This is a genomic window from Paenibacillus sp. FSL R5-0701, assembly GCF_037973995.1.
In the GTDB taxonomy this organism is placed as follows: Bacteria; Bacillota; Bacilli; order Paenibacillales; family Paenibacillaceae; genus Paenibacillus.
Map to the genome: position 1 here is coordinate 2080984 of NZ_CP150230.1, position 22328 is coordinate 2103311.

General features: G+C 47.5%; 20 protein-coding genes. 15 read left to right on the top strand and 5 right to left on the bottom strand.

The window, feature by feature from the left end; translation table 11 throughout:
* Positions 1–91: 91 nt before the first annotated feature.
* On the top strand, positions 92–1426 hold the full coding sequence (locus tag MKZ13_RS09780; RefSeq protein ID WP_076209105.1) for a DRTGG domain-containing protein: 1335 nt from the start codon (positions 92–94) through the stop codon (positions 1424–1426).
* Between the two features lie 145 nt (positions 1427–1571).
* Here MKZ13_RS09780 and MKZ13_RS09785 read toward each other — a convergent pair whose 3' ends face one another.
* The 3 genes from MKZ13_RS09785 to MKZ13_RS09795 form a co-directional block, all read right to left on the bottom strand.
* A complete protein-coding gene (locus tag MKZ13_RS09785) occupies positions 1572–1913 on the bottom strand; it encodes a YtpI family protein (protein WP_339183657.1) in 342 nt (113 codons plus the stop codon).
* An 82-nt stretch (positions 1914–1995) separates the two neighbouring features.
* Complete coding sequence (locus MKZ13_RS09790) at positions 1996–2484, bottom strand: hypothetical protein (RefSeq protein WP_017689500.1); 489 nt, start codon at positions 2482–2484, stop codon at positions 1996–1998.
* Positions 2485–2505: 21 nt separating this feature from the next.
* A complete protein-coding gene (locus tag MKZ13_RS09795; protein ID WP_026081169.1) occupies positions 2506–2835 on the bottom strand; it encodes a YtrH family sporulation protein in 330 nt (109 codons plus the stop codon).
* A 270-nt stretch (positions 2836–3105) separates the two neighbouring features.
* Here MKZ13_RS09795 and MKZ13_RS09800 point away from each other — a divergent pair, with 270 nt between their 5' ends.
* From MKZ13_RS09800 to MKZ13_RS09840, 9 genes are all read left to right on the top strand, one after another.
* Positions 3106–7245, top strand: coding sequence for a DNA polymerase III subunit alpha (locus tag MKZ13_RS09800; RefSeq protein ID WP_339183659.1), 4140 nt, complete (start codon positions 3106–3108; stop codon positions 7243–7245).
* Between the two features lie 304 nt (positions 7246–7549).
* Positions 7550–8041 carry a phosphatidylglycerophosphatase A gene (locus MKZ13_RS09805; RefSeq protein ID WP_339183661.1) on the top strand — a complete coding sequence of 164 codons (492 nt, stop codon included), beginning with the start codon at positions 7550–7552 and terminating at the stop codon, positions 8039–8041.
* Positions 8042–8325: 284 nt separating this feature from the next.
* Positions 8326–8514, top strand: a complete 189-nt coding sequence (locus tag MKZ13_RS09810) for a hypothetical protein (protein WP_017689496.1) — start codon at positions 8326–8328, stop codon at positions 8512–8514.
* Between the two features lie 87 nt (positions 8515–8601).
* Positions 8602–8856, top strand: coding sequence for a hypothetical protein (locus tag MKZ13_RS09815; RefSeq protein WP_339183663.1), 255 nt, complete (start codon positions 8602–8604; stop codon positions 8854–8856).
* Positions 8857–8919: 63 nt separating this feature from the next.
* Positions 8920–9813 (top strand): acetyl-CoA carboxylase, carboxyltransferase subunit beta, encoded by an 894-nt coding sequence (gene accD, locus MKZ13_RS09820; RefSeq protein WP_237176132.1) that lies wholly within the window; start codon positions 8920–8922, stop codon positions 9811–9813.
* The gene (locus MKZ13_RS09825) at positions 9814–10845 is read left to right on the top strand and encodes an acetyl-CoA carboxylase carboxyltransferase subunit alpha (RefSeq protein WP_237176131.1); all 1032 of its coding nucleotides are present in this window, start codon (positions 9814–9816) and stop codon (positions 10843–10845) included.
* Between the two features lie 105 nt (positions 10846–10950).
* Positions 10951–12378 carry a pyruvate kinase gene (gene pyk, locus MKZ13_RS09830; RefSeq protein WP_017689492.1) on the top strand — a complete coding sequence of 476 codons (1428 nt, stop codon included), beginning with the start codon at positions 10951–10953 and terminating at the stop codon, positions 12376–12378.
* A gap of 101 nt (positions 12379–12479) precedes the next feature.
* On the top strand, positions 12480–13016 hold the full coding sequence (locus tag MKZ13_RS09835; protein ID WP_237176130.1) for a thioesterase family protein: 537 nt from the start codon (positions 12480–12482) through the stop codon (positions 13014–13016).
* A 7-nt stretch (positions 13017–13023) separates the two neighbouring features.
* Positions 13024–13422 (top strand): FxsA family protein, encoded by a 399-nt coding sequence (locus MKZ13_RS09840; RefSeq protein WP_076209101.1) that lies wholly within the window; start codon positions 13024–13026, stop codon positions 13420–13422.
* A 98-nt stretch (positions 13423–13520) separates the two neighbouring features.
* On the opposite strand, the gene ytvI is transcribed toward MKZ13_RS09840, so the two are convergent.
* Positions 13521–14639, bottom strand: a complete 1119-nt coding sequence (gene ytvI / locus MKZ13_RS09845) for a sporulation integral membrane protein YtvI (protein WP_221823142.1) — start codon at positions 14637–14639, stop codon at positions 13521–13523.
* A gap of 531 nt (positions 14640–15170) precedes the next feature.
* Here ytvI and citZ point away from each other — a divergent pair.
* From citZ to MKZ13_RS09865, 4 genes are all read left to right on the top strand, one after another.
* On the top strand, positions 15171–16283 hold the full coding sequence (citZ, locus tag MKZ13_RS09850; protein WP_017689488.1) for a citrate synthase: 1113 nt from the start codon (positions 15171–15173) through the stop codon (positions 16281–16283).
* Between the two features lie 147 nt (positions 16284–16430).
* Positions 16431–17723 (top strand): NADP-dependent isocitrate dehydrogenase, encoded by a 1293-nt coding sequence (gene icd / locus MKZ13_RS09855; protein ID WP_036609828.1) that lies wholly within the window; start codon positions 16431–16433, stop codon positions 17721–17723.
* A gap of 15 nt (positions 17724–17738) precedes the next feature.
* The gene (gene mdh / locus MKZ13_RS09860; protein WP_076318370.1) at positions 17739–18680 is read left to right on the top strand and encodes a malate dehydrogenase; all 942 of its coding nucleotides are present in this window, start codon (positions 17739–17741) and stop codon (positions 18678–18680) included.
* Positions 18681–18821: 141 nt separating this feature from the next.
* Positions 18822–19241: a hypothetical protein gene (locus tag MKZ13_RS09865; RefSeq protein ID WP_036610969.1), complete on the top strand. Its 420-nt coding sequence runs from the start codon at positions 18822–18824 to the stop codon at positions 19239–19241.
* 262 nt (positions 19242–19503) lie between these two features.
* Here the strand turns inward: MKZ13_RS09865 and MKZ13_RS09870 are convergent, their stop codons facing one another.
* On the bottom strand, positions 19504–21063 hold the full coding sequence (locus MKZ13_RS09870) for a histidine kinase N-terminal 7TM domain-containing protein (protein ID WP_339183669.1): 1560 nt from the start codon (positions 21061–21063) through the stop codon (positions 19504–19506).
* Between the two features lie 418 nt (positions 21064–21481).
* On the opposite strand from MKZ13_RS09870, the gene MKZ13_RS09875 reads away from it, so the two are divergent.
* Positions 21482–22321 (top strand): SDR family oxidoreductase, encoded by an 840-nt coding sequence (locus MKZ13_RS09875; RefSeq protein WP_339183672.1) that lies wholly within the window; start codon positions 21482–21484, stop codon positions 22319–22321.
* Positions 22322–22328: the final 7 nt, after the last annotated feature.

A 22328-nucleotide genomic window follows, 5' to 3' on the forward strand; every position in this document is an offset into this window, starting at 1 on the left:
ATAAGAATGGGATAGGAAGTGGGGTTATTTTCCTGACGTCGTGTTATAATAGGTACAGTATAGTACAGATGCATCTTCGGGGGTGGTACAGTTGGACGGACAGGAAGAGAACGTAACGAAGCATGAACAGTTACTTCAACATATTGAACAACTGAAGGTTGGCAGCAAAATATCAGTACGTGGACTTGCGCGGGAGCTGGGTGTAAGTGAAGGGACAGCATATCGTGCGGTGAAAGAGGCGGAGAACTTCGGGCTGGTCGTGACCAAGGAACGAATTGGAACGGTGCGGATCGAGAAGAGACCTCGGGGCATGTCGGAACAGTTGACCTTTGCTGATGTTGTGACCATTGTGGAGGGCCATGTGCTGGGGGGGAACGAAGGTCTCACCAAACCGCTGCACAAGTATGTGATTGGTGCGATGAAAGAACAGGCAATGGCCCGTTATATTGACGCTGGGAGTCTGCTGATTGTAGGTAACCGTGAAGATGCTCACTCGCTTGCCCTCGAACAGGGAGCGGGCGTGTTGATTACGGGTGGTTTTGGGACAAGTCGTGAAGTAAGAATTATGGCTGACGAGCTTGGGCTACCCATTATCTCTTCCAGACATGATACATTCACAGTGGCTTCAATGATTAACCGTGCGATCTTCGATCGGCTGATTAAGAAAAAAATTATGCTTGTTGAGGATATCATTGGTCAGAAACCTCGCTTGCAGGTATTGAAGGTGACCAGTTCAGCCGCAGATTTTCATATGCTGGTGTCGGAGACGGGTGAACATCGCTTCCCGGTGGTGGATGAATGGAACCGGGTCATCGGGATTGTGAGTCTGAAGGATGTCAGTGAGCTGAAAGAAGATCAAAGTATTGAGAAATGTGTGATACGCCGCCCGATTACGGCCTCATTGCAGACATCTCTTGCTTCTGCTGCCCAGATTATGACCTGGGAAGGCATCGATTTTCTGCCAATCGTGGATCGGAACCGCAAACTGATTGCGTCCGTCACACGCAAGGAAGTGCTTCAGGCCATGCGGGATGCACAGAAGCAGCCACAACTGGGAGAGACGTTTGATCATCTGATCTGGAACGGGTTTGCCGAGGAGCGTGGTGAACAGAACGAACTGTTATTTCACGGATTCATCATTCCTCAGATGGCAACGGATCTGGGTACGATCTCCGAAGGTGTTCTGTTGAATGTGATGACACAGGCTGGCCGGCGGGCAGCGTGGGATGTTACAGGGAACGACCATGTGGTCGATAATGTAACGACGTATTTTGTTCGACCGGTACAGATTGAGGATCAGATCCTGGTTCGACCGTTAATTCTGGAAACCAGCCGTCGAACGTGCAAAATGGACATTGTGGTTACCCGTGAAGGCAGTGTGGTATGCAAAGCGGTAATGACATTGCAGTCGATTGACCATGCCTAGCAGGGTACGTTGCCTCGGGCATAGACAAAGAGAGTACTCCCTGACCAATAAGCTCTGCCGGGTTGCGCTGTCGCGCGGTTCTGGCTTCGCTTAACGAAGGGGAAGTACTCTCTTTTTGCAGACACAATGATAGCGCTGCAACGGATCATGCAGATTGTCCGGAGGTTTTACCTGATCCCTTATTGGACCGTTGTTGAAGCCGCGCATAATAACTGCGGTTACGTATTCCGGCAAATACATTATACGCACCCATAATCAGAAATAGCGCTTCCACAATCACGGATAAAGTGGAACCCGTGAAGACAAACATCAGAATCAGTGCAAGCACGACAAGCATGCCACCCATCCAGATATTTGTCCACGAACGGTACAGACCGGCGCTGGCAGCATCTGAACTTCTGTGTGAACGAATGCTGTTCAACACTGCAAAAACGATGGCAACAGCAAAGATGGCGATTAGAGCATATTTGAGTACATCAATGAACACAAAGACGCAGCTCCTTTTCTGGAAAGCATTTACTGCCCTTATTGTACCATGCAGAGATGCAGACAAGGGCAGTTTTTTGCTGTTACGCAGGAACGTGCATGCGAATCTGTACCCAAACTTGCAGTACGCCTTCCATAACCAGCATCGTTTTGACCTGAACGGTGTACTCCTTTTCCCTGACCGAGTAGACTTTCTGATTCAGCATGATTCGCGTCATTTTGCTATACTCATCGATGTTGAATACATCTCTGCCCCGAAGTACCTCAAGTTCGTCTCCGAGTTTCTGTAACATCACTTTCAGAGAAGCTTCGTCTGGCCCCTTATCCGATTCTTCTGCACGGACCTTGATTTCCTTGATAACGGTTTGACGTTTACTGTATTTTTTCAGCGTTTTGATATCCTCCTCATTCTGATGCAGCTGAAGCTGCAGCTCCTGATTGTTCAGCCACAACGCATTGTAACTCAGGTGAAATACGCCGTTGTAGACGACACATCCAGCGATCATTCCCAGAACAAACACAGCGGTCATTCGCATCAGCGGGCGGTAACGGGAAAATGGCGGAATTCTCATGAACGCTGTTCCTGTCTCATATTAGCTCCGGCCTCCGCCGCACACCCATTTCACCAGCTCGGTTCCCATATGCGCGCCCATAAAAGCAGAGATCAAATACAGAATTTGTTTGACCGCCGGAGACAGGTTACCATCCAGGAAATTGCTCTCGATGACACGCATGGGATCTATTGTGCCGCCGACAGCGGCTGCGAGTGCCCATATCTTTATTTTCCCGGAAATATCGAGCATCGTCTGTGTCGGAGGCTGAAGTGAGATCACTGCTCCAATACCTCCGATCATCGCGCCGCCCAGCACGATTCCAAACGCAATAAAGAAATCAAGAATGGCTTTGGACAAAAATGTGCTCACTGGCAACACCCCTTTCAGACCTAGCAGCACACCTCCTGTCTTCGGTCTGTCACAGGGGGAGCGGCTTGTACTTCTATTGTATGGGCGTGCCCCCGAACGTTATGATAAAATAGAATAATAAAGTCTCCTTTTTATGAGGTTGTCACGAATTTTAATAGGAGATTCCATTTTTTTTATTTATTTAATTCATATATATATGAGATAGATAGGGTAGCAGACGGATCAGAAGATCGATGCTGCGACTATCTGCGGCGAAAGGAAGAAAAAAACATGAGTTCTTTTGTGCATTTGCACGTTCACAGCGAATACAGTTTGCTGGACGGCGCTGCGCGTATTCCGGATCTCGTGAATAAGGCTGCAGATCTCGGAATGACGACACTTGCGCTGACCGACCATGGCGTGATGTATGGTGCAATTCCTTTTTATAAAGCATGTATGGAGAGAGGCATCAAGCCGATTATAGGGTGCGAGGCATACATGACAGCAGGGTCCCGCAAAGAGCGGGGAAGCCGCAAGGATCAACCGATTCATCATTTGATTTTGCTGGCCAAAAATATGACGGGTTACCGTAATCTGATGAAATTGTGCTCCATTGGACATCTCGAAGGTTTTCATTACAAACCCCGTGTAGATATGGAAAGTCTGGCTGCCCATCACGAGGGCATTATCTGTCTAAGCGCATGTCTGGGTGGGGAAGTACCACAGCATCTGCTGCATGGGCGAGAAGAAGAGGCAAGACGTGCCGCGTTACGCTACAAAAATATCTTTGGTGCCGATTTCTATCTGGAACTTCAGGATCACGGGCTTTCCGAGCAAAAAAGGGTAAATCCGCAGTTGATCAAACTGGCTGCCGAGCTGGAGATTCCGCTTGTAGCGACCAATGATGCGCATTATCTGTCGGAAGAGGATGCTGAGCTTCAGGATGTGCTGATCTGTATCGGAACGGGCAAGACCGTGGATGATGAGACTCGGCTTCGGATTGGAACCAATCAGCTCTATCTGAAAAGTGAAGAAGAGATGGCTCGTTTGTTTCCTCATGTACCCGAAGCTCTGGCGAACACCGTCCGCATTGCGGAGTCCTGTGAGTTGAAGCTGGAATTCGGCAAATCGATTTTGCCGGAATACAGACCACTTCCCGATGGACTCAGCCCTTCGGCGTATCTGCGTCAGCTGTGCGAAGAAGGAATGGAGGAGCGTTATGCGCAGTCCACACGTTGGACAGATGCGGAGCTTCGATCCGAACTCGAACAACGATTGGCGTATGAGCTGGGTATAATCGACAGCATGGGATTCTCGGATTATTTCCTGATTGTTTGGGATTTTATCGCCTATGCGCATAAACAAGGCATTGTTACTGGACCAGGCCGGGGCTCCTCGGCAGGTAGTCTTGTAGCGTACACGTTGCATATTACCGATGTTGATCCGATGAAATACAACCTGCTCTTCGAACGATTCCTGAATCCGGAGCGGATCTCCATGCCGGATATTGATATTGACTTCAGCGATGAACGGCGAGATGAAGTCATTGATTATGTCGCGCATAAATATGGCAAAGCCCATGTCGCCCAGATTATTACGTTTGGAACGATGGCTGCCCGTGCAGCCGTACGTGATGTTGGACGGGCACTGAATGTGCCTTATGGTGAAGTGGACAAGGCTGCAAAGCTGATTCCGGCGCAGCTTGGCATTAACATTGAGCGGGCCATGGAAGCTACACCTGAACTGAAGGCGCTGTATGAAACCAAGCCTAAGACACGTGAGCTGCTGGATATGGCGATGAAGGTAGAAGGTATGCCACGCCATGCTTCGACGCATGCAGCGGGAGTGGTTATATCCCGTGACCCGCTAACCGATGTGGTGCCACTTCAGGAGGGCAGTGAAGGGACAGCATTAACCCAGTATTCCATGGAAAACCTGGAGTCTATTGGTCTGCTTAAAATGGACTTTCTTGGTCTGCGTACCCTCTCGATCATTGAGCGTTGTGTGCGCTGGATTGGGGAACATGGAGAAATTCCGGACTTCCGTCTTATTCCCGATGATGATCCGTTAACGTACGAGATGCTTGGGCGAGGGGACACGATGGGCATATTCCAACTGGAGTCTGCGGGGGTACGCCGTGTGCTGAAAGAGATGAAGCCAAGTGGTTTTGAAGATGTAATCTCTGTACTTGCCTTGTACCGTCCGGGCCCGATGGAGTTCATATCCAAATACATTCAGGGCAAGCATGGACAGATTGAAGTGGATTACCCCCATGTGGATCTGGAGCCTATCCTGAAAGATACGTACGGCATCATCGTGTATCAGGAGCAGATCATGCAGATAGCCTCCCGGATGGCCGGTTTCTCGCTGGGTGAGGCAGATTTGCTTCGCAGAGCGGTCTCCAAGAAGAAACGGGAAGTGCTGGATCTGGAGCGTGGACACTTTGTACAAGGCAGCCTGAAACAAGGGTATAACGAAGAAGAGGCAGACCTGGTCTATGATATGATCGTCAAGTTTGCCAACTATGGCTTCCCGCGGGCTCATGCTGCGGCATATGGTGTGCTTGCGTTCCAGACAGCGTATCTGAAGGCTCATTATCCGGTTCATTTTATGGCATCCATGTTAACAGCCGTAATGGGCAGTCATCGGAAAGTGGCAGAGTACGTGGTGGAATGTCGGCGTATGGACATGGAGGTGCTTCCTCCGGATGTGAATGAGAGCGGTATTCTGTTCACACCTGTATTTGTGCCGTCCGCCAGCGCAGGAGCTGGGGATCAGAGCAATGTATCGCAGCAGACTGCGGGAGCAGATGCAGAGAGTGATACCGGAAGCCCGATCGAAGAACATGCCGCGAACGGTAACGTGAGTTCCTTCAGGGAAGATCGCGTTCATGAGCATGATGGGCATTCGGAACAAGCCGAATATGGTGAAGCACCTCTGCCGGATGATCCCGGTCCTGGACCCGAAGAGGACAGTGGTGAATATGAGTGGCAGGCAGCAACATCCATGCCTGAGACATCCGACAACCGGAAGGAACCTGGATTGGTGACGGCTTCTTCAATGGAAAATGGTAATGACGAGGGACAAGAGGCGTCTTCTTCGCGCGCGGAGCAAGGGGAACTCTCCTCAGCAGAGAAGAACGTTGCAGTGTCTAATGATATTCCGGATGAGGAAAAATTAACGGGCGCAATACGATTTGGTCTGGCCGCTGTGAAAAATGTCGGTACCCAGGCAATGGAAAGCATTATGATCGTAAGGCAGGAGAGACCGTTCGACAGTTTGCTCGATTTTTGTCGTCGTGTGGATCTGCGTGTATGCAACAAACGTGTGATTGAATCGCTGATCCAGGCCGGAGCTTTTGATACATTACCTGGGCACCGGGCCCAATTGCTCGCGATGCTGGATGAGACTGTTGAAGCGGCTCTGAAATGGCGCAAGGAACGCGAGGATCTGCAGATTCAATTGTTCGACTTTGTTGAGACGCCAAACTGGGAGATTGAGTATCCGGATATTCCTCCTTATTCCTCAGGGCAGCAACTGGAGCTGGAGCGTGAGTTGTTAGGTTTGTATCTCTCCGGGCATCCGCTGGATGACTATGAAGATGTGCTGGAATCGAGTGGGGCTGACCGGATCATGGAGCTGACCGAGGCGGCAGACGACACGATGACCGTCGCCGCGGGTATGGTTGTGTCCGTGAAGTCGATTACGACGAAACAGGGCAAGGCTATGGCGTTCATGGAGCTGGAAGACCAGATTGAACGCTGCGAAGTGGTTCTCTTTCCCGAGGTATGGCGGCGTAGCCAGCAACATGTCGGGAAAGGTGAACTGCTCATCGTGCGTGCCAAAGTGCAGCAGCAGGACGAAGGGTTTAAGCTGCTGGCTGAGGAAGTGGTGCCGTTGTCACCGGCGACACTGGAGCAGCAGCTGCGCAGCCGTGACCGGCGCGTCAAGCCCGGCAGCGGCAGCTCTTCGCGCCCGGCGCAGTCGGCTTCGCCGCGGCGGCCAGCGGGCGCAGGAGCCGAAGCGCAGCGCAGCAGCGCAGGCGGGGATGCTTCCGCTGCGCGCAGCAGCGGGAGCCGAGGCTCGGTAGCGACGCGCAGCGATGCGGCGGGTACGGGTGCAGCCACGGCGGCGGCTTCCCGGCCTGGCGGTGCCGCAGAAGCGGCAGGCAGCCAGGCGCAGAGCCGCGAACCGCGGGCCGTGGAGCAGCGGGTGTTCGTGAAGATTGCCCCGCATGCGGAGAAGCCTGAGCTTCTGGCACGTCTGAAGCAGCTGCTTCAGGAGCATCCCGGACCTGTGGCGACAGTGCTCTTCTATGAGCAGCAGCAGAAGCTGCTTGCGCTAAGTGATGCCTATAGGATTAAGCCATCACCAACCTTATTCTCCGATATGGAGAAAATGCTGGGGGAAGGCACGGTCAAAATTAAATAAGAGGCTGTCCCGTAAGTGATAGCACTTATCCATATTATGAAACCTGTTTGGCTCAATGCTGAACAGGTTTTTTTGTGATTATTTTAGCGGGGTTCCCTGACGACAGGGTTTAAACAGATGAATGACAGACTTGTTATAGGCCAGCTACAGACCAGAGCGGAATGTACAAACCTGCAACATGTCCAGGGTGCGACTGTTCTTGACCATCCGCACATTTTATGAACATTTTAACAGGTTGCTGCATACACTTGAGAACACCGAAGGACCTCGCGGTCCTCGGGGGATTGATGCGGGAGGTCGAGATATGTCATATGAAATCGTAGAAGCCATGCTGGCCCGGCGGGGTGTACGGATTGATGCAATCGCAGCAATTGTATACCGTCTGCAAAAAGGGTACCACCCCGAACTGACCTTGGACGACTGTGTAACCAGCGTGAAATCCGTTCTGCAGAAACGAGAGGTGCAATATACGCTCTATACGGGTATTGCTCTCGACGAACTTGCGGAGAAAAAACTCTTGCCCCAACCGTTACAGGCTATTATGGAAGCGGATGAATCCCTGTATGGAGTGGACGAGACTCTGGCCCTCGGCATTACTCATGTGTATGGTATGATCGGTTTAACCAGCTTTGGTTACCTGGATAAAGAAAAAATAGGTGTAATTCATGATTTGAACGAACACACAACAGCCATTCATGTCTTTTTGGATGATCTGGTCGCAGGGGTGGCCGCTGCGGCTTCTGCCCGGATTGCACACAAAAATATTAAAGCCAAAAAATACCCCTCAGAACTTTAACCTCCTGTATTTCCATGCTTGCCTGTTATGGTTAATCTAATGGCTCATATGAAGGTCTTCAAGGGCGGCTGACGCTGCCCTGATAAGCTTGTGGCTGTTTATGGAAGAGGTAGGAACAAGAAGATTTCGTCAACCATATGAGTTATTCGTGGGGGACTAATGTCCCTCATGATCCCAAATTCTCCCCAAAGGTCCCGAACCCTTTCTTGCAGAAAAAAAGTGAGGTATGTTATCATTAGTCCAATATACGGGCTCTGAACATTAGCTTAGGGGGCGGACAAGGCATGTGGACGGTGATTTACATTGCACCGACAGCAAAGGTTGCGGACAAGATCAAGACCAAGCTTTCGGAAGAAGGTTTTCTGGTACAGACCCGTCCCATCAGTTTATCCAAGCAGCAATTTGAGATTCGCGTCCCTTCTGGGGAATTGGAAGAGGTCCAGGAAGTGTTGAATTCCATTCTGCATTCCTGATTTGTTCGACATCGACGTGCCTTGGCAGATGAAGAAGTACCATCGGTACATAAGGGACTAATCGCGTAAGCGGAGAGAGGAATCGACTTGCATGTATTGTATGCTGCTGTCCTTCCTTCTTTTTTTGTTAGGACAAGGACCGACCTGGTTGCTCCCGGAGACCCTACCAAGATAGATTCAAACATCGGCGCAACAATCTTTCGGTTTTTGCAGGTAACATCAATCGTGCTGACAGAAGCCGCTGATCCTTGCCCTGTACCGGCGGATTTTTTTGTTGTGAATGCTGGACAAGGCCCAGGGCAGCGTGTGGGTCGTAAGCGGTTTACCGTAGCACTCGGATGAAGCTGCCACAAGCAGCGCTCTGCAGGTTGCGGCCATCAAATCAACGGCTGGAGAGGTGTAGTTGTGTTCAAAGATATATTCCAGAAGAAACGGAAGTACGCTACCATACCTTCCGAGCGTGCACTTCCCGGTGAAGGCCAGGAAGTTCTAGAACGCCCAAAACGTGAAATACCTGAAGGGCTTATGAACAAGTGCAGCAAATGCGGCACCATTCAATATAGCAAGGAATTGGAGAAAAATCTGAAAGTATGTCCTGCCTGCGGTTACCATATGCGTCTTAACGCTATGGAGCGCATTGCTATGGTACTTGATGATCAAGGATTTGTTGAGTTTGATGCTGATATGATATCGGTTGATCCACTTGGCTTTCCTGGATATAGCAACAAATTGGAACAACAGCGTCTGAAATCGGGCCTGAAGGAAGCGGTAATTACAGGGGAAGGAACCATTGATGGCCTGCCTGTAGTTGTGGCTGTCATGAGCTTTGATTTCTTCACAGGAAGCATGGGTTCTGTTGTAGGGGAGAAAATTACCCGTGCCGTTGAGCATGCAACAGAGAAACGGTTACCATTGATTATTTTCTCTACATCGGGTGGTGCCCGGATGCAAGAGAGTATTCTCAGCCTCATGCAAATGGCCAAAACAAGCGCAGCTTTATCCCGTTTGGATGAACAGGGCGGGCTGTACATTTCGGTCATTACGGACCCAACGACAGGTGGAGTCTCGGCAAGTTTTGCGAGCCTGGGCGATATTAATATTGCCGAACCTGGCGCTGTATTTGGTTTTGCCGGCAGAATCGTTATCGAACAGACGATCCGTCAGAAGTTACCTGATGATTTCCAGACGGCTGAATTTAATATGCAACATGGTCAGTTGGACATGGTTGTGCACCGGAAAGAGCTTCGGGCCACTCTTGGCAAGCTTCTGGATATGCATAGTGAAAAAGGAGGGGTCTAAATGGCGGGTGAGTTGCCATATGAAGCGCCTCTGGTTGAGATGCGCAAAAAGATTGATGAACTCGTACAGTTTGGACAGGAAAAAGGCATCGACTTCACGGACGAGATTGCCCGCCTGGAAGAACGTTACCATAGACTTGAAGAAGAGATCTACACTGGCATAACAGCAGCTCAGAAGATGCATCTGGCCCGTCATCAGCAGCGCCCAACGGCACTGGATCTGATCCAGCTGATATTTACGGACTTCATTGAGCTGCACGGTGATCGCATGTTCGGAGACGATCTTGCGGTTGTTGGCGGACTTGCCAAGTTGAATGGAAAGACAGTAACGGTAATCGGACAACAGCGGGGGAAAGACACGAAGGATAATATCGCCCGCTTTTTCGGCAGCGCTCATCCAGAAGGTTTCCGAAAAGGACTTCGTCTGATGAAACAAGCGAACAAATTTGGCCGCCCTATTATTACGTTTATTGATACTAAAGGGGCGTATCCGGGTAATACTGCAGAAGAGAGAGGTCAATCGGAAGCGATTGCTCGCAACCTCATGGAAATGGCGAAGCTATCGGTTCCTGTTATTGTTGTGGTCATCGGCGAAGGTGGAAGCGGCGGTGCCCTCGCTATGGCTGTGGGTAATCGTGTGTTGATGCTGGAACATGCGATCTATTCTGCAATCTCTCCAAACGGCGCTGCTTCGATTCTCTGGAAGGATGCATCCAAGGCAGATCAGGCGGCTGAAGCCATGAAAATAACAGCCAAAGACCTGCTGGAGATGGAAGTCATTGAAGAGATTGTCCCTGAGCCACGCGGCGGTGCTCATCGGGATTATGAAGCGTCTGCTGCTTTCATCAGTGAAGCTTTGGTCCGTCATCTCGACGAGATGAAGGGATGGAGCGGTGAGCAGCTAAAGCAGGATCGTTATGAGAAATTCCGTAAAATTGGATCGGTCACGTTTGAACCTCAAGCCTCCATTGAAGCCCCTCAAGAGCTTGTAGAAGTCGATGTTGCGAGTAATTTGTCGGGAAATGCTGAATAATGTGACGAATTTCCTATACAAATGAGCAAAAGTATAGTAAATTTAATAGTTGGAAAAAGAAAAATAGATAAAGAGTAATACCTTTAAAATCGGAGGAAACCCAAAATGCGTAAAACGAAAATTGTATGTACCATTGGTCCATCCAGTGAATCTCTGGAGAACACCAAAAAATTGATTATGGCCGGTATGAATGTGGCCCGTCTGAACTTCTCCCACGGTGATTTCGATGAGCACGGCGGACGGATCATTGCGATTCGCCAAGCATGCGAAGAGTTGAACAAAACAGTAGCGATCCTGCTGGACACCAAAGGACCGGAAATTCGGACAGGTAAACTCGAAGTTGAACCGATCGAATTGGTTCAAGACGAGTACATCACTTTGACAACAGAAGAAATTCTGGGCACCAAAGAACGTCTTTCCATTACGTATACAGATCTTCCGAATGATGTTGAACCGGGATCTACAATTCTGATCGACGACGGTCTGATCGGACTGACTGTGGTGGAAGTGCAAGGCACCGAGATCAAATGCCGTATCGTTAACGGCGGATCGATCAAAAGCAAAAAAGGTGTTAACGTTCCGGGCGTTGCCATTTCTCTGCCGGGTATCACCGAAAAAGACGCTAACGATATCGTATTTGGTATCGAACAAGGTGTCGATTTCATCGCGGCTTCTTTTGTACGTAAAGCAAGTGACGTACTTGAGATTCGTGAATTGCTTGAAAAACACAATGCTGGACATATCCAAATCATCTCCAAAATCGAAAACCAACAAGGTGTCGATAACCTCGACGAAATCCTTGAAGTGTCTGACGGCCTGATGGTTGCTCGTGGAGACCTGGGTGTTGAGATTCCTGCGGAAGAAGTACCTTTGGTACAAAAACGCATGATCCAAAAATGTAATGTTGCAGGTAAACCGGTTATCACAGCTACACAAATGTTGGATTCCATGCAACGTAACCCGCGTCCAACACGTGCGGAAGCAAGTGACGTGGCGAATGCAATCTTCGATGGTACGGACGCAATCATGTTGTCTGGTGAGACAGCTGCGGGTAAATACCCGGTTGAATCTGTTTTGACGATGTCCCGTATTGCTGAAAAAGCAGAATCTGCTCTGCCATACCAAGAGTTGTACTTGAAACAACGTGTTGCTCAACAAACAACAGTTACAGAAGCAATCAGCCAATCGGTTGCTCTCCAAGCTCAAGATTTGAACGCAAAAGCGATCATTACTTCGACTGAATCAGGACATACTGCACGCATGATTTCCAAGTATCGTCCAGAATCTCCAATCATCGCTGTGACAACGGAAGACAGAACTTCCCGTCGTTTGGCTCTGGCTTGGGGTGTAACTCCTGTCAAAGGAAGACTGGTTGATTCCACGGATGCTTTGTTCGAAAACGCAATTGAAGGAGGCGTAAAATCCGGACTTGTTAAAGAAGGAGACCTGGTTGTGATCACAGCAGGTGTACCTTTGGGTCGTTCCGGTTCTACCAACCTGATTAAAGTAAGCCAAATTCCAAACAACGCTTAATAGCGTCTTGGATGGAGAAGCAACAGGAAAGAAGCAATGGGGCTTTATTGTCCCGTTGCTTTTTTTCCATCTTATTGACACTTTACAACGAAGTAACACGTATGAATGATAGAACGAAGGAGGCCGATAACGTGCGAGAACAGAGCAACGGCAGCTGGTATGCGGCACGTCTTCGTGTACGCTATCAAGAAAGTGACCAGATGGGCGTGGTTTACCACGCGAACTATTTGAATTGGTTTGAAATCGGTCGAACTGAGATGATTCGCCAAATGGGGTATACATATCGTAAAATGGAGGAACAGGGGTTACTGCTTCCCGTAACCGGACTGGATGTGAAGTATCACAAGCCTGCCCGATATGATGATGAGATTATCATTTTCACCCGTATTGCTGCATTTAGTGGTCTGCGACTGAATTATGAGTATGACGTAAGACGCATGTCTGAAGAACCTGATGAGCATATGGCGATTGGAGAACGGGTATGGTTAGCTGATGAATCACTTCCCGGTGAACGCCTAGTTACAGGTTCTACCCAGCATGTATGGGTGAATGGGGACTGGAAGCCAGTTCGGCTGGATAAGGCAGCCTCTGAGCTATACAGCGCGCTTGAAAAGGTGTGGCTTTTGGGAAAGGGGTAATACGTCAATGCGAAAATGGATGTGGGCTTTACTCTTAATCATTCCGGTGATTGAATTATTTGGTTTTATTCTGATGAGTGACTGGATCGGAGCCGGAAAGACATTGCTTCTCATGATTCTCACGTCCTTGATTGGTATAGCAATGTTGCAGTTTGAAGGGCGAAAAGTACTTGTGGACGCCAAATCCGAGATGGAGCGTGGCAAGGTACCTGGAAGAAAAATGGTCGATGGTCTTTTTATTTTTGTCGGTGGTTTCCTGCTCTTGATTCCAGGTTTTGTAACGGATCTGATCGGGTTTACACTAATATTTCCATTAACACGTCCGGTTTACCGTCTGTTCTTCCTGGGGTGGCTGGAGAAAAAAATGAAAAGTGGAAAAATTACGTTTTATCGTCGTCCGAAATGAAGCACCAGTTGTTATGCATAATGGAAAAGGCTCCGCTCAGCAGATAATTTCTGTTGAACGAAGCCTTTTCTATTTTTCCTGTGTCATAAGATGATGCCTCATCGGACACGTCCGTTGATGATATACGTTCTGAGGTCGCGTAATACGTTAGCCCGATTGAACGCATCGAGAATCACGAGACTGACAGGGCCAATGATCAAGCCCAGAACACCGAACAACTTCAAACCCACAAACATGCCAACCAGCGTGGCGAGTGGGTCGAGCCCAACACTGCTTGCAAGTACCTTTGGTTCAATAATCTGACGAGCGATCAGTAAGATCAGATAGATAATACTAATGCCAATACCCAGATACAGATCCCCATTCATAAAGAGGTATGCTGCCCAAGGCACCATGACAAGGCCAACACCCAGATAAGGAAGCAGATCGACCAAACCAATCATCAGAGCGATGGTGAAGGCTGAATTGACTTGCAATATAAGCAGCCCAATCATAACGAACAGTGCTGTAATCGAGATCATGATTAATTGTGCTCTTGCGTATCCGAACAGGGCCTTCTTAAGGTCAGTCCATATATCGGAGATCGGCTTGCGAATGGAAGAGGGCACCCATCCCGATACGGTGATGTTGTGCCTGGTCCAACTTTTGCTAATGAAGAATGTAGACAACAGAACAACGATTAATACCGCGCCCATGTTCGGCAGGGAAGTCAGCAGACTCAGAATCATGTTGAAAAATCCGGTGACCAGATCTGTGACGGCTGTACCCACCGTCTCAGTTGTTTTACTAATATTGCTGTTGATGGTTTCCTGGTAGTTGGGATTTTCCTTGTAAAATTCATTGATCTGCGCAGTCAAACTTTGAATGGTGTCATTCTGGGTCCAGCGCACAAACGTGTCCTTGATCTCATCAACATGAAGATCAAAGCTTGTCGTAAGTGAAATGACTTCTTTTACCATGCGGGTAATCGCCGCAGACAGTACTACCGCAATGGCTCCAAAATAAAGGATCAATGAAAGAGTCACAGCCAGCCAGCGGGGGAATCGTGCTCGATGCTGAAGCAGTTTCACTAAAGGATTCATGGCATAGGCGATAATCCAGGCAATCGCAAAAGGGTACAAAAGCGGGAACAGCAAGTATATGGCAACGGCGATCAGAACGGCCGCAATGATAACCCATAAGCCGCGGAGCAGGCGTTTCATTATTATTCTATCCAAGCATCAACTCTCCTTATTTCAATTAAGCCGACCTATGTATGATCCATAAAGCAGTATTAGAAATAGATGGCTATCTTAATTAATATAGAGCATTTACAAGGTTTTGAAACGCCGGGATGTTACCAGATCTTGTTCAAAAGCGGAGATTTTGAACAAGATCTGCGGGGATTCTTTCTTTTGCCTAGAGTATGCCTTAGTATTACAGAATATAGCAATAGAAAGTTCTTCATACGACAGGATTGGTTAAAAAACATTAAATGTCAACCTTGTTTTTGTAAAGGCTTTCAAAAATGCTTTATCAGTCCGATAAAGAAGTTTGATGTGCGAATGAACTCTCATCGTGTTCACATAAACGACAAAATCCAGTATGATGTTATAAGTAAATACCGATTGACAGATAGGAAAACCGCAGTTTGAAATATTTGTTAATTTAAAAATGAAAATGTTTACAAAAAGAGAATAGGTGCACTTTGGCACTTATATGCACTCTGGAATGGTTCCTGATTTCGCTTATTAAAGGAGAGATGTAATATGACAGCTACCAAAGGTCTGGAAGGCATCGTTGCAACAACCTCTTCGATCAGTTCTATTGTAGACGGTGTGCTCACATACCGTGGTTACGATATCGACGATTTGGCTGAACATGCCAGCTTTGAAGAAGTTGCCTATTTGTTGTGGTTTGGTAAATTGCCAACAACGGATGAACTGAAATCCCTTCGTAAAAGCCTGAGCGATTACGCGCCGATTCCGAGCGAGTTGATTGCACAAATCCAATTGTATCCGAAAAACGTCAGCACCATGGCAGCACTTCGTTCCGCTGTCTCTGCACTTGCACTGTACGACGAGCAAGCGGATGAGATGACAACGGAAGCGAATGAGAACAAAGCGGTTAAGTTGCAAGCACAGTTGCCAACGATTGTGGCAGCCATCGCCCGTATCCGTCAGGGTAAAGAACCTGTGGCTCCAAAAGAAGGCGCTTCCATCGCAGAGAACTTTTTATATATGATGACTGGTGAAGAACCATCCGAGACCGCAGTGAAAGCATTGGATCAAGCCCTTGTCCTGCATGCGGATCACGAGTTAAACGCTTCGACATTTGCAGCCCGTGTAACGGTTGCGACGCTGTCGGACATCTATTCTGGTGTAACTTCCGCCATTGGCGCACTGAAGGGACCACTGCATGGCGGTGCTAACGAAGCCGTTATGAAAATGTTGAATGAGATTGGTACGCCTGATCGACTTGAAGCGGCAATTCAGGAAAAACTGAATAATCGTGAAAAAATCATGGGCTTTGGACATCGGGTGTACAAAAACGGTGATCCACGTGCCAAACATCTACAGAAGATGTCCAAGGAACTTGGCGAGATGAACAATGATACGCGCCTGTATGATATGTCTGTGAAGATCGAGGAACTGGTAACAGGACAAAAAGGACTGAAGCCTAACGTAGACTTCTATTCTGCTTCTGTATATACCCAACTGGAGATCGAACAGGAATTGTTCACTCCAATCTTTGCGATCAGCCGGGTGTCTGGATGGACTGCGCATATTTTGGAACAGCTTGCGGACAATCGCATCATTCGTCCACGTGCGGAGTACACTGGCCCTACAGAACAGAAATACGTTTCTATTGAACTTCGCTAATAGCCGCAAAAACGGTATAATAATATAGACGGGGTGAAGGGTTGGAAAGCAGAGGCTTTACTGGCTTAGGCTCTCAGGACCCTTCTCTCAACAAGACTAGTGGTATGATGAATACTGCATATACGAAACCTAGGAGGAATTTTAACTATGAAATTAGAAAAATTTGCTCACCCAACTGAAGGCGAAAAAATCCAAATTGATAATGGTACACTTCAAGTACCTAGTAATCCAATCATTCCATTTATCGAAGGTGACGGTACAGGCCGTGATATCTGGAAAGCTTCCAAACGTGTATTGGATGCAGCTGTTGAAAAAGCTTATGATGGCAACAAAAAAATCGCATGGTATGAAGTGTTTGCTGGACAAAAAGCATTCGATACATACGGTGAGTGGTTGCCGAATGATACACTGGAAGCCATTCGTGAGTATATCGTAGCGATCAAAGGACCATTGACTACGCCAATCGGTGGCGGTATTCGTTCCCTGAACGTAGCCCTGCGTCAAGAGCTTGACCTGTACACATGCTTGCGTCCTGTTCGTTATTTCGACGGTGTACCTTCTCCGGTTAAACGTCCTGAGTTGGTAGACATGGTCATTTTCCGTGAGAACACAGAAGATATCTATGCAGGAATCGAGTATGCTGAAGGTTCTGAAGAAGTGAAAAAAGTGATCCAGTTCCTGCAACAGGAGATGGGTGCTAACAAAATCCGTTTCCCTGAGACTTCCGGTATTGGTATCAAACCAGTTTCTTCCGAAGGTTCGAAACGTCTGGTACGTGCAGCAGTGCAGTACGCAATTGACCATAACCGTAAGACGGTTACATTGGTACACAAAGGTAATATCATGAAATTCACAGAAGGTGCCTTCAAAAACTGGGGATATGAAGTGGCTGAAGAAGAGTTCGCTGACAAAGTATTCACATGGGCACAATACGACATCATCAAAGAAAACGAAGGTACAGATGCAGCGAATGCAGCACAAAAAGCTGCTGAAGATGCTGGTAAAATCATTGTAAAAGATGCGATTGCCGATATCGCTCTGCAACAAGTATTGACTCGTCCAGGCGAATTTGATGTTATCGCAACATTGAACCTGAACGGTGACTATCTGTCCGATGCACTTGCAGCGCAAGTTGGCGGAATTGGTATCGCTCCTGGAGCAAACATCAACTACGTAACAGGACATGCTATCTTCGAAGCAACTCACGGTACTGCACCTAAATACGCGGACAAAGATGTCGTGAACCCTGGTTCCGTTATTCTGTCCGGAGTAATGTTGCTTGAGCACTTGGGATGGCAAGAAGCAGCTAACCTGATCTACAAAGGTATGGAAACATCCATTAACAATAAAACAGTAACGTATGACTTTGCACGTCTGATGGACGGCGCTACTGAAGTGAAATGTTCTGAATTCGCGGATCAAATCATTAAAAACCTGTAAGGGGAGATGTGAATCTTGACTATTCAGCGCAAAAAAATCACAGTAGTCGGCGCCGGTTTTACCGGTGCTACGACCGCATTAATGCTTGCCCAAAAAGAACTCGGGGATGTTGTGCTGGTTGATATTCCTCAACTGGAGAACCCGACGAAGGGGAAAGCACTCGATATGATGGAAGCAAGTCCTGTTCAAGGATTTGACAGTCATATCGTCGGTACTTCCAACTACGAAGATACTGCAGGTTCTGAGATTGTAATCATCACCGCTGGCATCGCCCGTAAACCGGGTATGAGCCGCGACGATCTGGTCAATACGAATGCGGGTATCGTGAAGTCCGTTTGTGAAAATGTGAAAAAATATTGCCCTGATTCCATCGTCATTATTCTAAGCAACCCGGTGGATGCGATGACTTATGCAGCTTATCAGACCCTTGGTTTTCCTAAAAACCGTGTTATCGGTCAGTCAGGTGTTCTGGATACAGCACGTTATTGTACCTTCATTGCGCAAGAGCTGAATGTATCTGTTGAAGATGTTCGTGGTTTCGTTCTTGGCGGCCACGGAGACGACATGGTGCCCCTCGTTCGTTATTCGAGCGTAGGTGGTATTCCGATTGACACGCTGATTCCGGCAGACCGCATTGAGGCCATTGTTCAACGCACACGTGTTGGCGGAGGCGAGATTGTGAATTTGCTGGGTAACGGCAGTGCCTATTACGCACCAGCAGCTTCGCTTGTTCAGATGACCGAAGCCATTTTGAAGGACAAGAAACGTATCATTCCAGTGATCGCTTATCTTGAAGGTGAATATGGCTATAATGATCTGTTCCTCGGTGTACCAACCATTTTGGGTGGTAATGGCATTGAGAAAATATTCGAACTTGACCTGACAGCGGAAGAAAAAGCAGGATTGGACAAATCTGCTGATTCGGTTCGCAACGTCATTTCGGTAGTAAACCTGTAAGTTTGAAAACTTTTTGAACAGAAGCTAAAAGAAAACCTCCGGTAAACCCGGAGGTTTTCTTTTCTTTGGATAAGTTCCCCAGTATAATGGGATGTGATGTATAGCACACCGAAAATGTTGAGGAGGATGAAAATTTTGACAATGATTATGTATCTGCTCCATATTGTTGGAGCACTGGCGATGGGATTCTATTTGATTCTGCCATTTGTGGTCGGTAAAATCCGTACTTTGAATGCCGCAGCACAAGAGGGAGCCTTTGCATCACTTCGTTCTTTGAACAAAGTCGCGCAGTATGGACTTGTAATCCAACTTCTTACTGGTGGTTACCTGATGACCAAAGGTGAGTATTCTCATGTCTGGATGGCTGTTGTTGTTGTTCTGCTCTTGGCTATTGCGGCTATTGGAGGAATTATGGGTAAACCGCTGCGACTCGCTGCTGAAGGTGTGAAAAACAAGCGTGATGTGGGTCCTGAGCAAAGCAAGATCCGTATGTTCAGTACACTTCTGGCTGTATTCTTGCTAATCATGGTGTACCTGATGGTGAATAATCAGGTGATCTAAGTGCGTTGTGGACGGTTAATCCATCCTACGAAGATGTATTGTTAGTTGTTGGTTAAGCGTTTGCAGACGTAATTAGGACAAGCCAGATGATATGTAAGATGGTGTTCCGTTGAAACAAATAAAAAATAGACAGCCTCATTGGCTGTCTATTTTTTTATTACCGAGATGAGATCAGCGGTCCTCGGTGTATTTGAACTGGAACTAGAGGGATCACTACCCTTCATAACAGCATGCATACTCCATCAGACACTGTCTACATTGGTTAGGTTGTACTCACAGTATACGCACGCACTGCATTTCGACCGTTGCGCTTGGATTCGTACAAGGCAGTATCAGCGTCGCGTAACAAGGACTCCAGCGAATCTGACCCTCCATTGTACTGGGCAATACCAAAGCTTGAGGTCAGTGTAATAGGCACTCCCTTAACATCCAGGGGGTCATTCAATAAGGCAACTCTCAGTTGTTCGGCAAGTTTCTCGGCTTCTTGAAGCGAGGTATTCGGAAGGGCGATGACAAACTCTTCTCCTCCATAACGGGCAAACAACATCTCAGGACTTAAATATCGATTACAAACAGAGACCACATGAATGATGGCCTGATCGCCAACATCATGCCCGTAAGTATCGTTGATGCGTTTAAAGTAATCAATATCAAATAAAATAAATGAAACAGGTTGTAGATTAAGCTGAGCTTCACTCAAAATCTCCCGTCCTCTATGCAAAAATTGAGTGCGGTTATAGATTTTGGTCAAACCATCGAAATAAGCCAGTTGTTTCAGCTGTTCTTGCAAGAAGCGTTGTTCCGTTATATCGATTAACATAATTAGACTGCCCACAGTCTGTGCATCCTTGTTATACACGTAAGATGTCCTGACCTGATAACAGACGGTCTCTCCATTTAACTGCCAGTAAAGATCGGTTTGCAATCCTTCTCTTCCGTATTCAACGGGAAACGTCTTTCCAGCAAGATTAAGCCAGATATCATCCAAGGGTTGGCCAATCATAGTTGTATCAAGCTCTGGTAACATGTCACGCAGAGATCGGTTGTAATCGACCAGTCGATTGAAACTATCCAGTACAATAACACCTTCACGCATGCTCTCGAAAATACTGTCTTTGGCGATGGGTACGATGGTCAGTAGACGTGAGGATAGAATCGCCCAGATATACATAGCAGACGTGATACACATGAGTACGGGTACGGGGTCCATCCCGCCGGGGGTCACACCAAGCAAATACAGAAAAGCTGCGACCATAGGAATAATCTGTGAAGTAATGAGAGTGAGTAATTGACGACGATACATCTTCTTGGTATGTCTCCATTGTCCGATCAGAATGAGGCAGGCACATAACAGACAGGAAAAGGTGAATGCACCGTGTACAACATACCATTGACCCACTGCGATATCCATCAGAGGAACGGGACTATCTTCTCTCAGCCATACTTTTTTATAAAATAGATGATGAAAGTCATTGGTTGCAACCATAGCTAGTGTAATGGAAGGGATTACAAACAATGAGGCAGTTACCTTTTTGGATAACGTTTTTCCTGTGTACTTTATCATCAACATGAGGCCAAGAGATGCGGAGAAGGGCATGCCTATATACTCTACGGTGGTCCAAAACTTCATCTGTTCCAGCGTGTTGCTGGCCAACTCAATTGCATAACCAAAAGTGTATATGGAGAGTGCTGCTGTGTAGAGAATGAATATTTTGGAACTGGGGATCTCGGATCTTCTGAAATAGGTATATAAACACAAAAAGACATTCAGCACGGCTGAAGTAGCTACGAGTGTTATATATGTATTAATATGCGATTCCATTGTCAGGTCTCCATGTTAGGTTAGAATGATTAAAACAATAAAAATGAGAGTTAAAGCACATCAGTATACTGTACATTGTACATCAGCCCAAGCAGCATAGGAATACACTTTGTATCATGAAACAGTCTAATTTCGAATAAATTTCGAATTTTGGCAAAACAGGCATTAAAGCAAATAGGTTGTTTGATATCCAAAGAGAGTGGTAAATAACGATTAGAGACAGCACGCTGAGGCTTGAGTTGCTGTTGATCACAGAAGAATAATCTGGACTGTTACTGCCATCCTACAGAATGAGACTTTTTTCAGAGAACGAAAGACAAGGAAGTGTGCAGTTATGTCCATGTCTTCTGTAATCCAAATATGTTCACATTTTGAGAGGAGAATGTTAGATGTCAACTACACCGCAAAATAAAAAACAATGCCAGCACAGCATCAAGATCAACGCCCCGGAATCGAATCAGAGATGCATCCCAGACCGGAATTTGAGAAGCCTGAATACAAGGCAGCAGGTAAACTGACGGGTAAGGTGGCGCTTATTACAGGGGGTGACAGCGGAATTGGACGTGCTGTTGCTGTTACGTATGCCAAGGAAGGCGCGGATGTCGCCATTGTATACCTGAACGAGCACGAAGATGCCGAGGAAACGAAGCGTCAGGTTGAACAAGAAGGGCGCAAGTGCATCTTGATTGCAGGTGATATTGGTGATGATGCCTTTGCGAAGAAGTCGGTTCAGCAGACAGTGAATGAACTGGGCAAACTGGACATTGTCGTGAATAACGCAGCAGAGCAGCATCCACAGCAGAATCTGGAGGATATTACGCCAGAACAGCTGGAGCGTACATTCCGTACCAATATCTTCGGCATGTTCTATGTGACACAAGCAGCCCTTCCACATCTGAAGCAGGGCAGTACGATAATTAATACAACCTCCATCACAGCCTATCGCGGCAGCCCGACCCTGCTTGACTATTCGTCTACCAAAGGAGCAATCACTTCGTTCACTCGTTCGCTGTCGATGAATGTGATTGAGAAGGGAATTCGTGTTAATGCCGTTGCACCAGGGCCGATCTGGACACCACTCATTCCATCCACATTTGATGAGAAAAAAGTAAGTGAGTTCGGCGCAACGCAGCCAATGAAGCGGCCAGGACAACCGGATGAACTGGCTCCCGCCTATGTATATCTAGCTTCAGATGATTCTTCGTATGTGAGCGGACAGGTGATGCATGTAAATGGCGGCGAAGTGGTGAACGGATAATACGTAA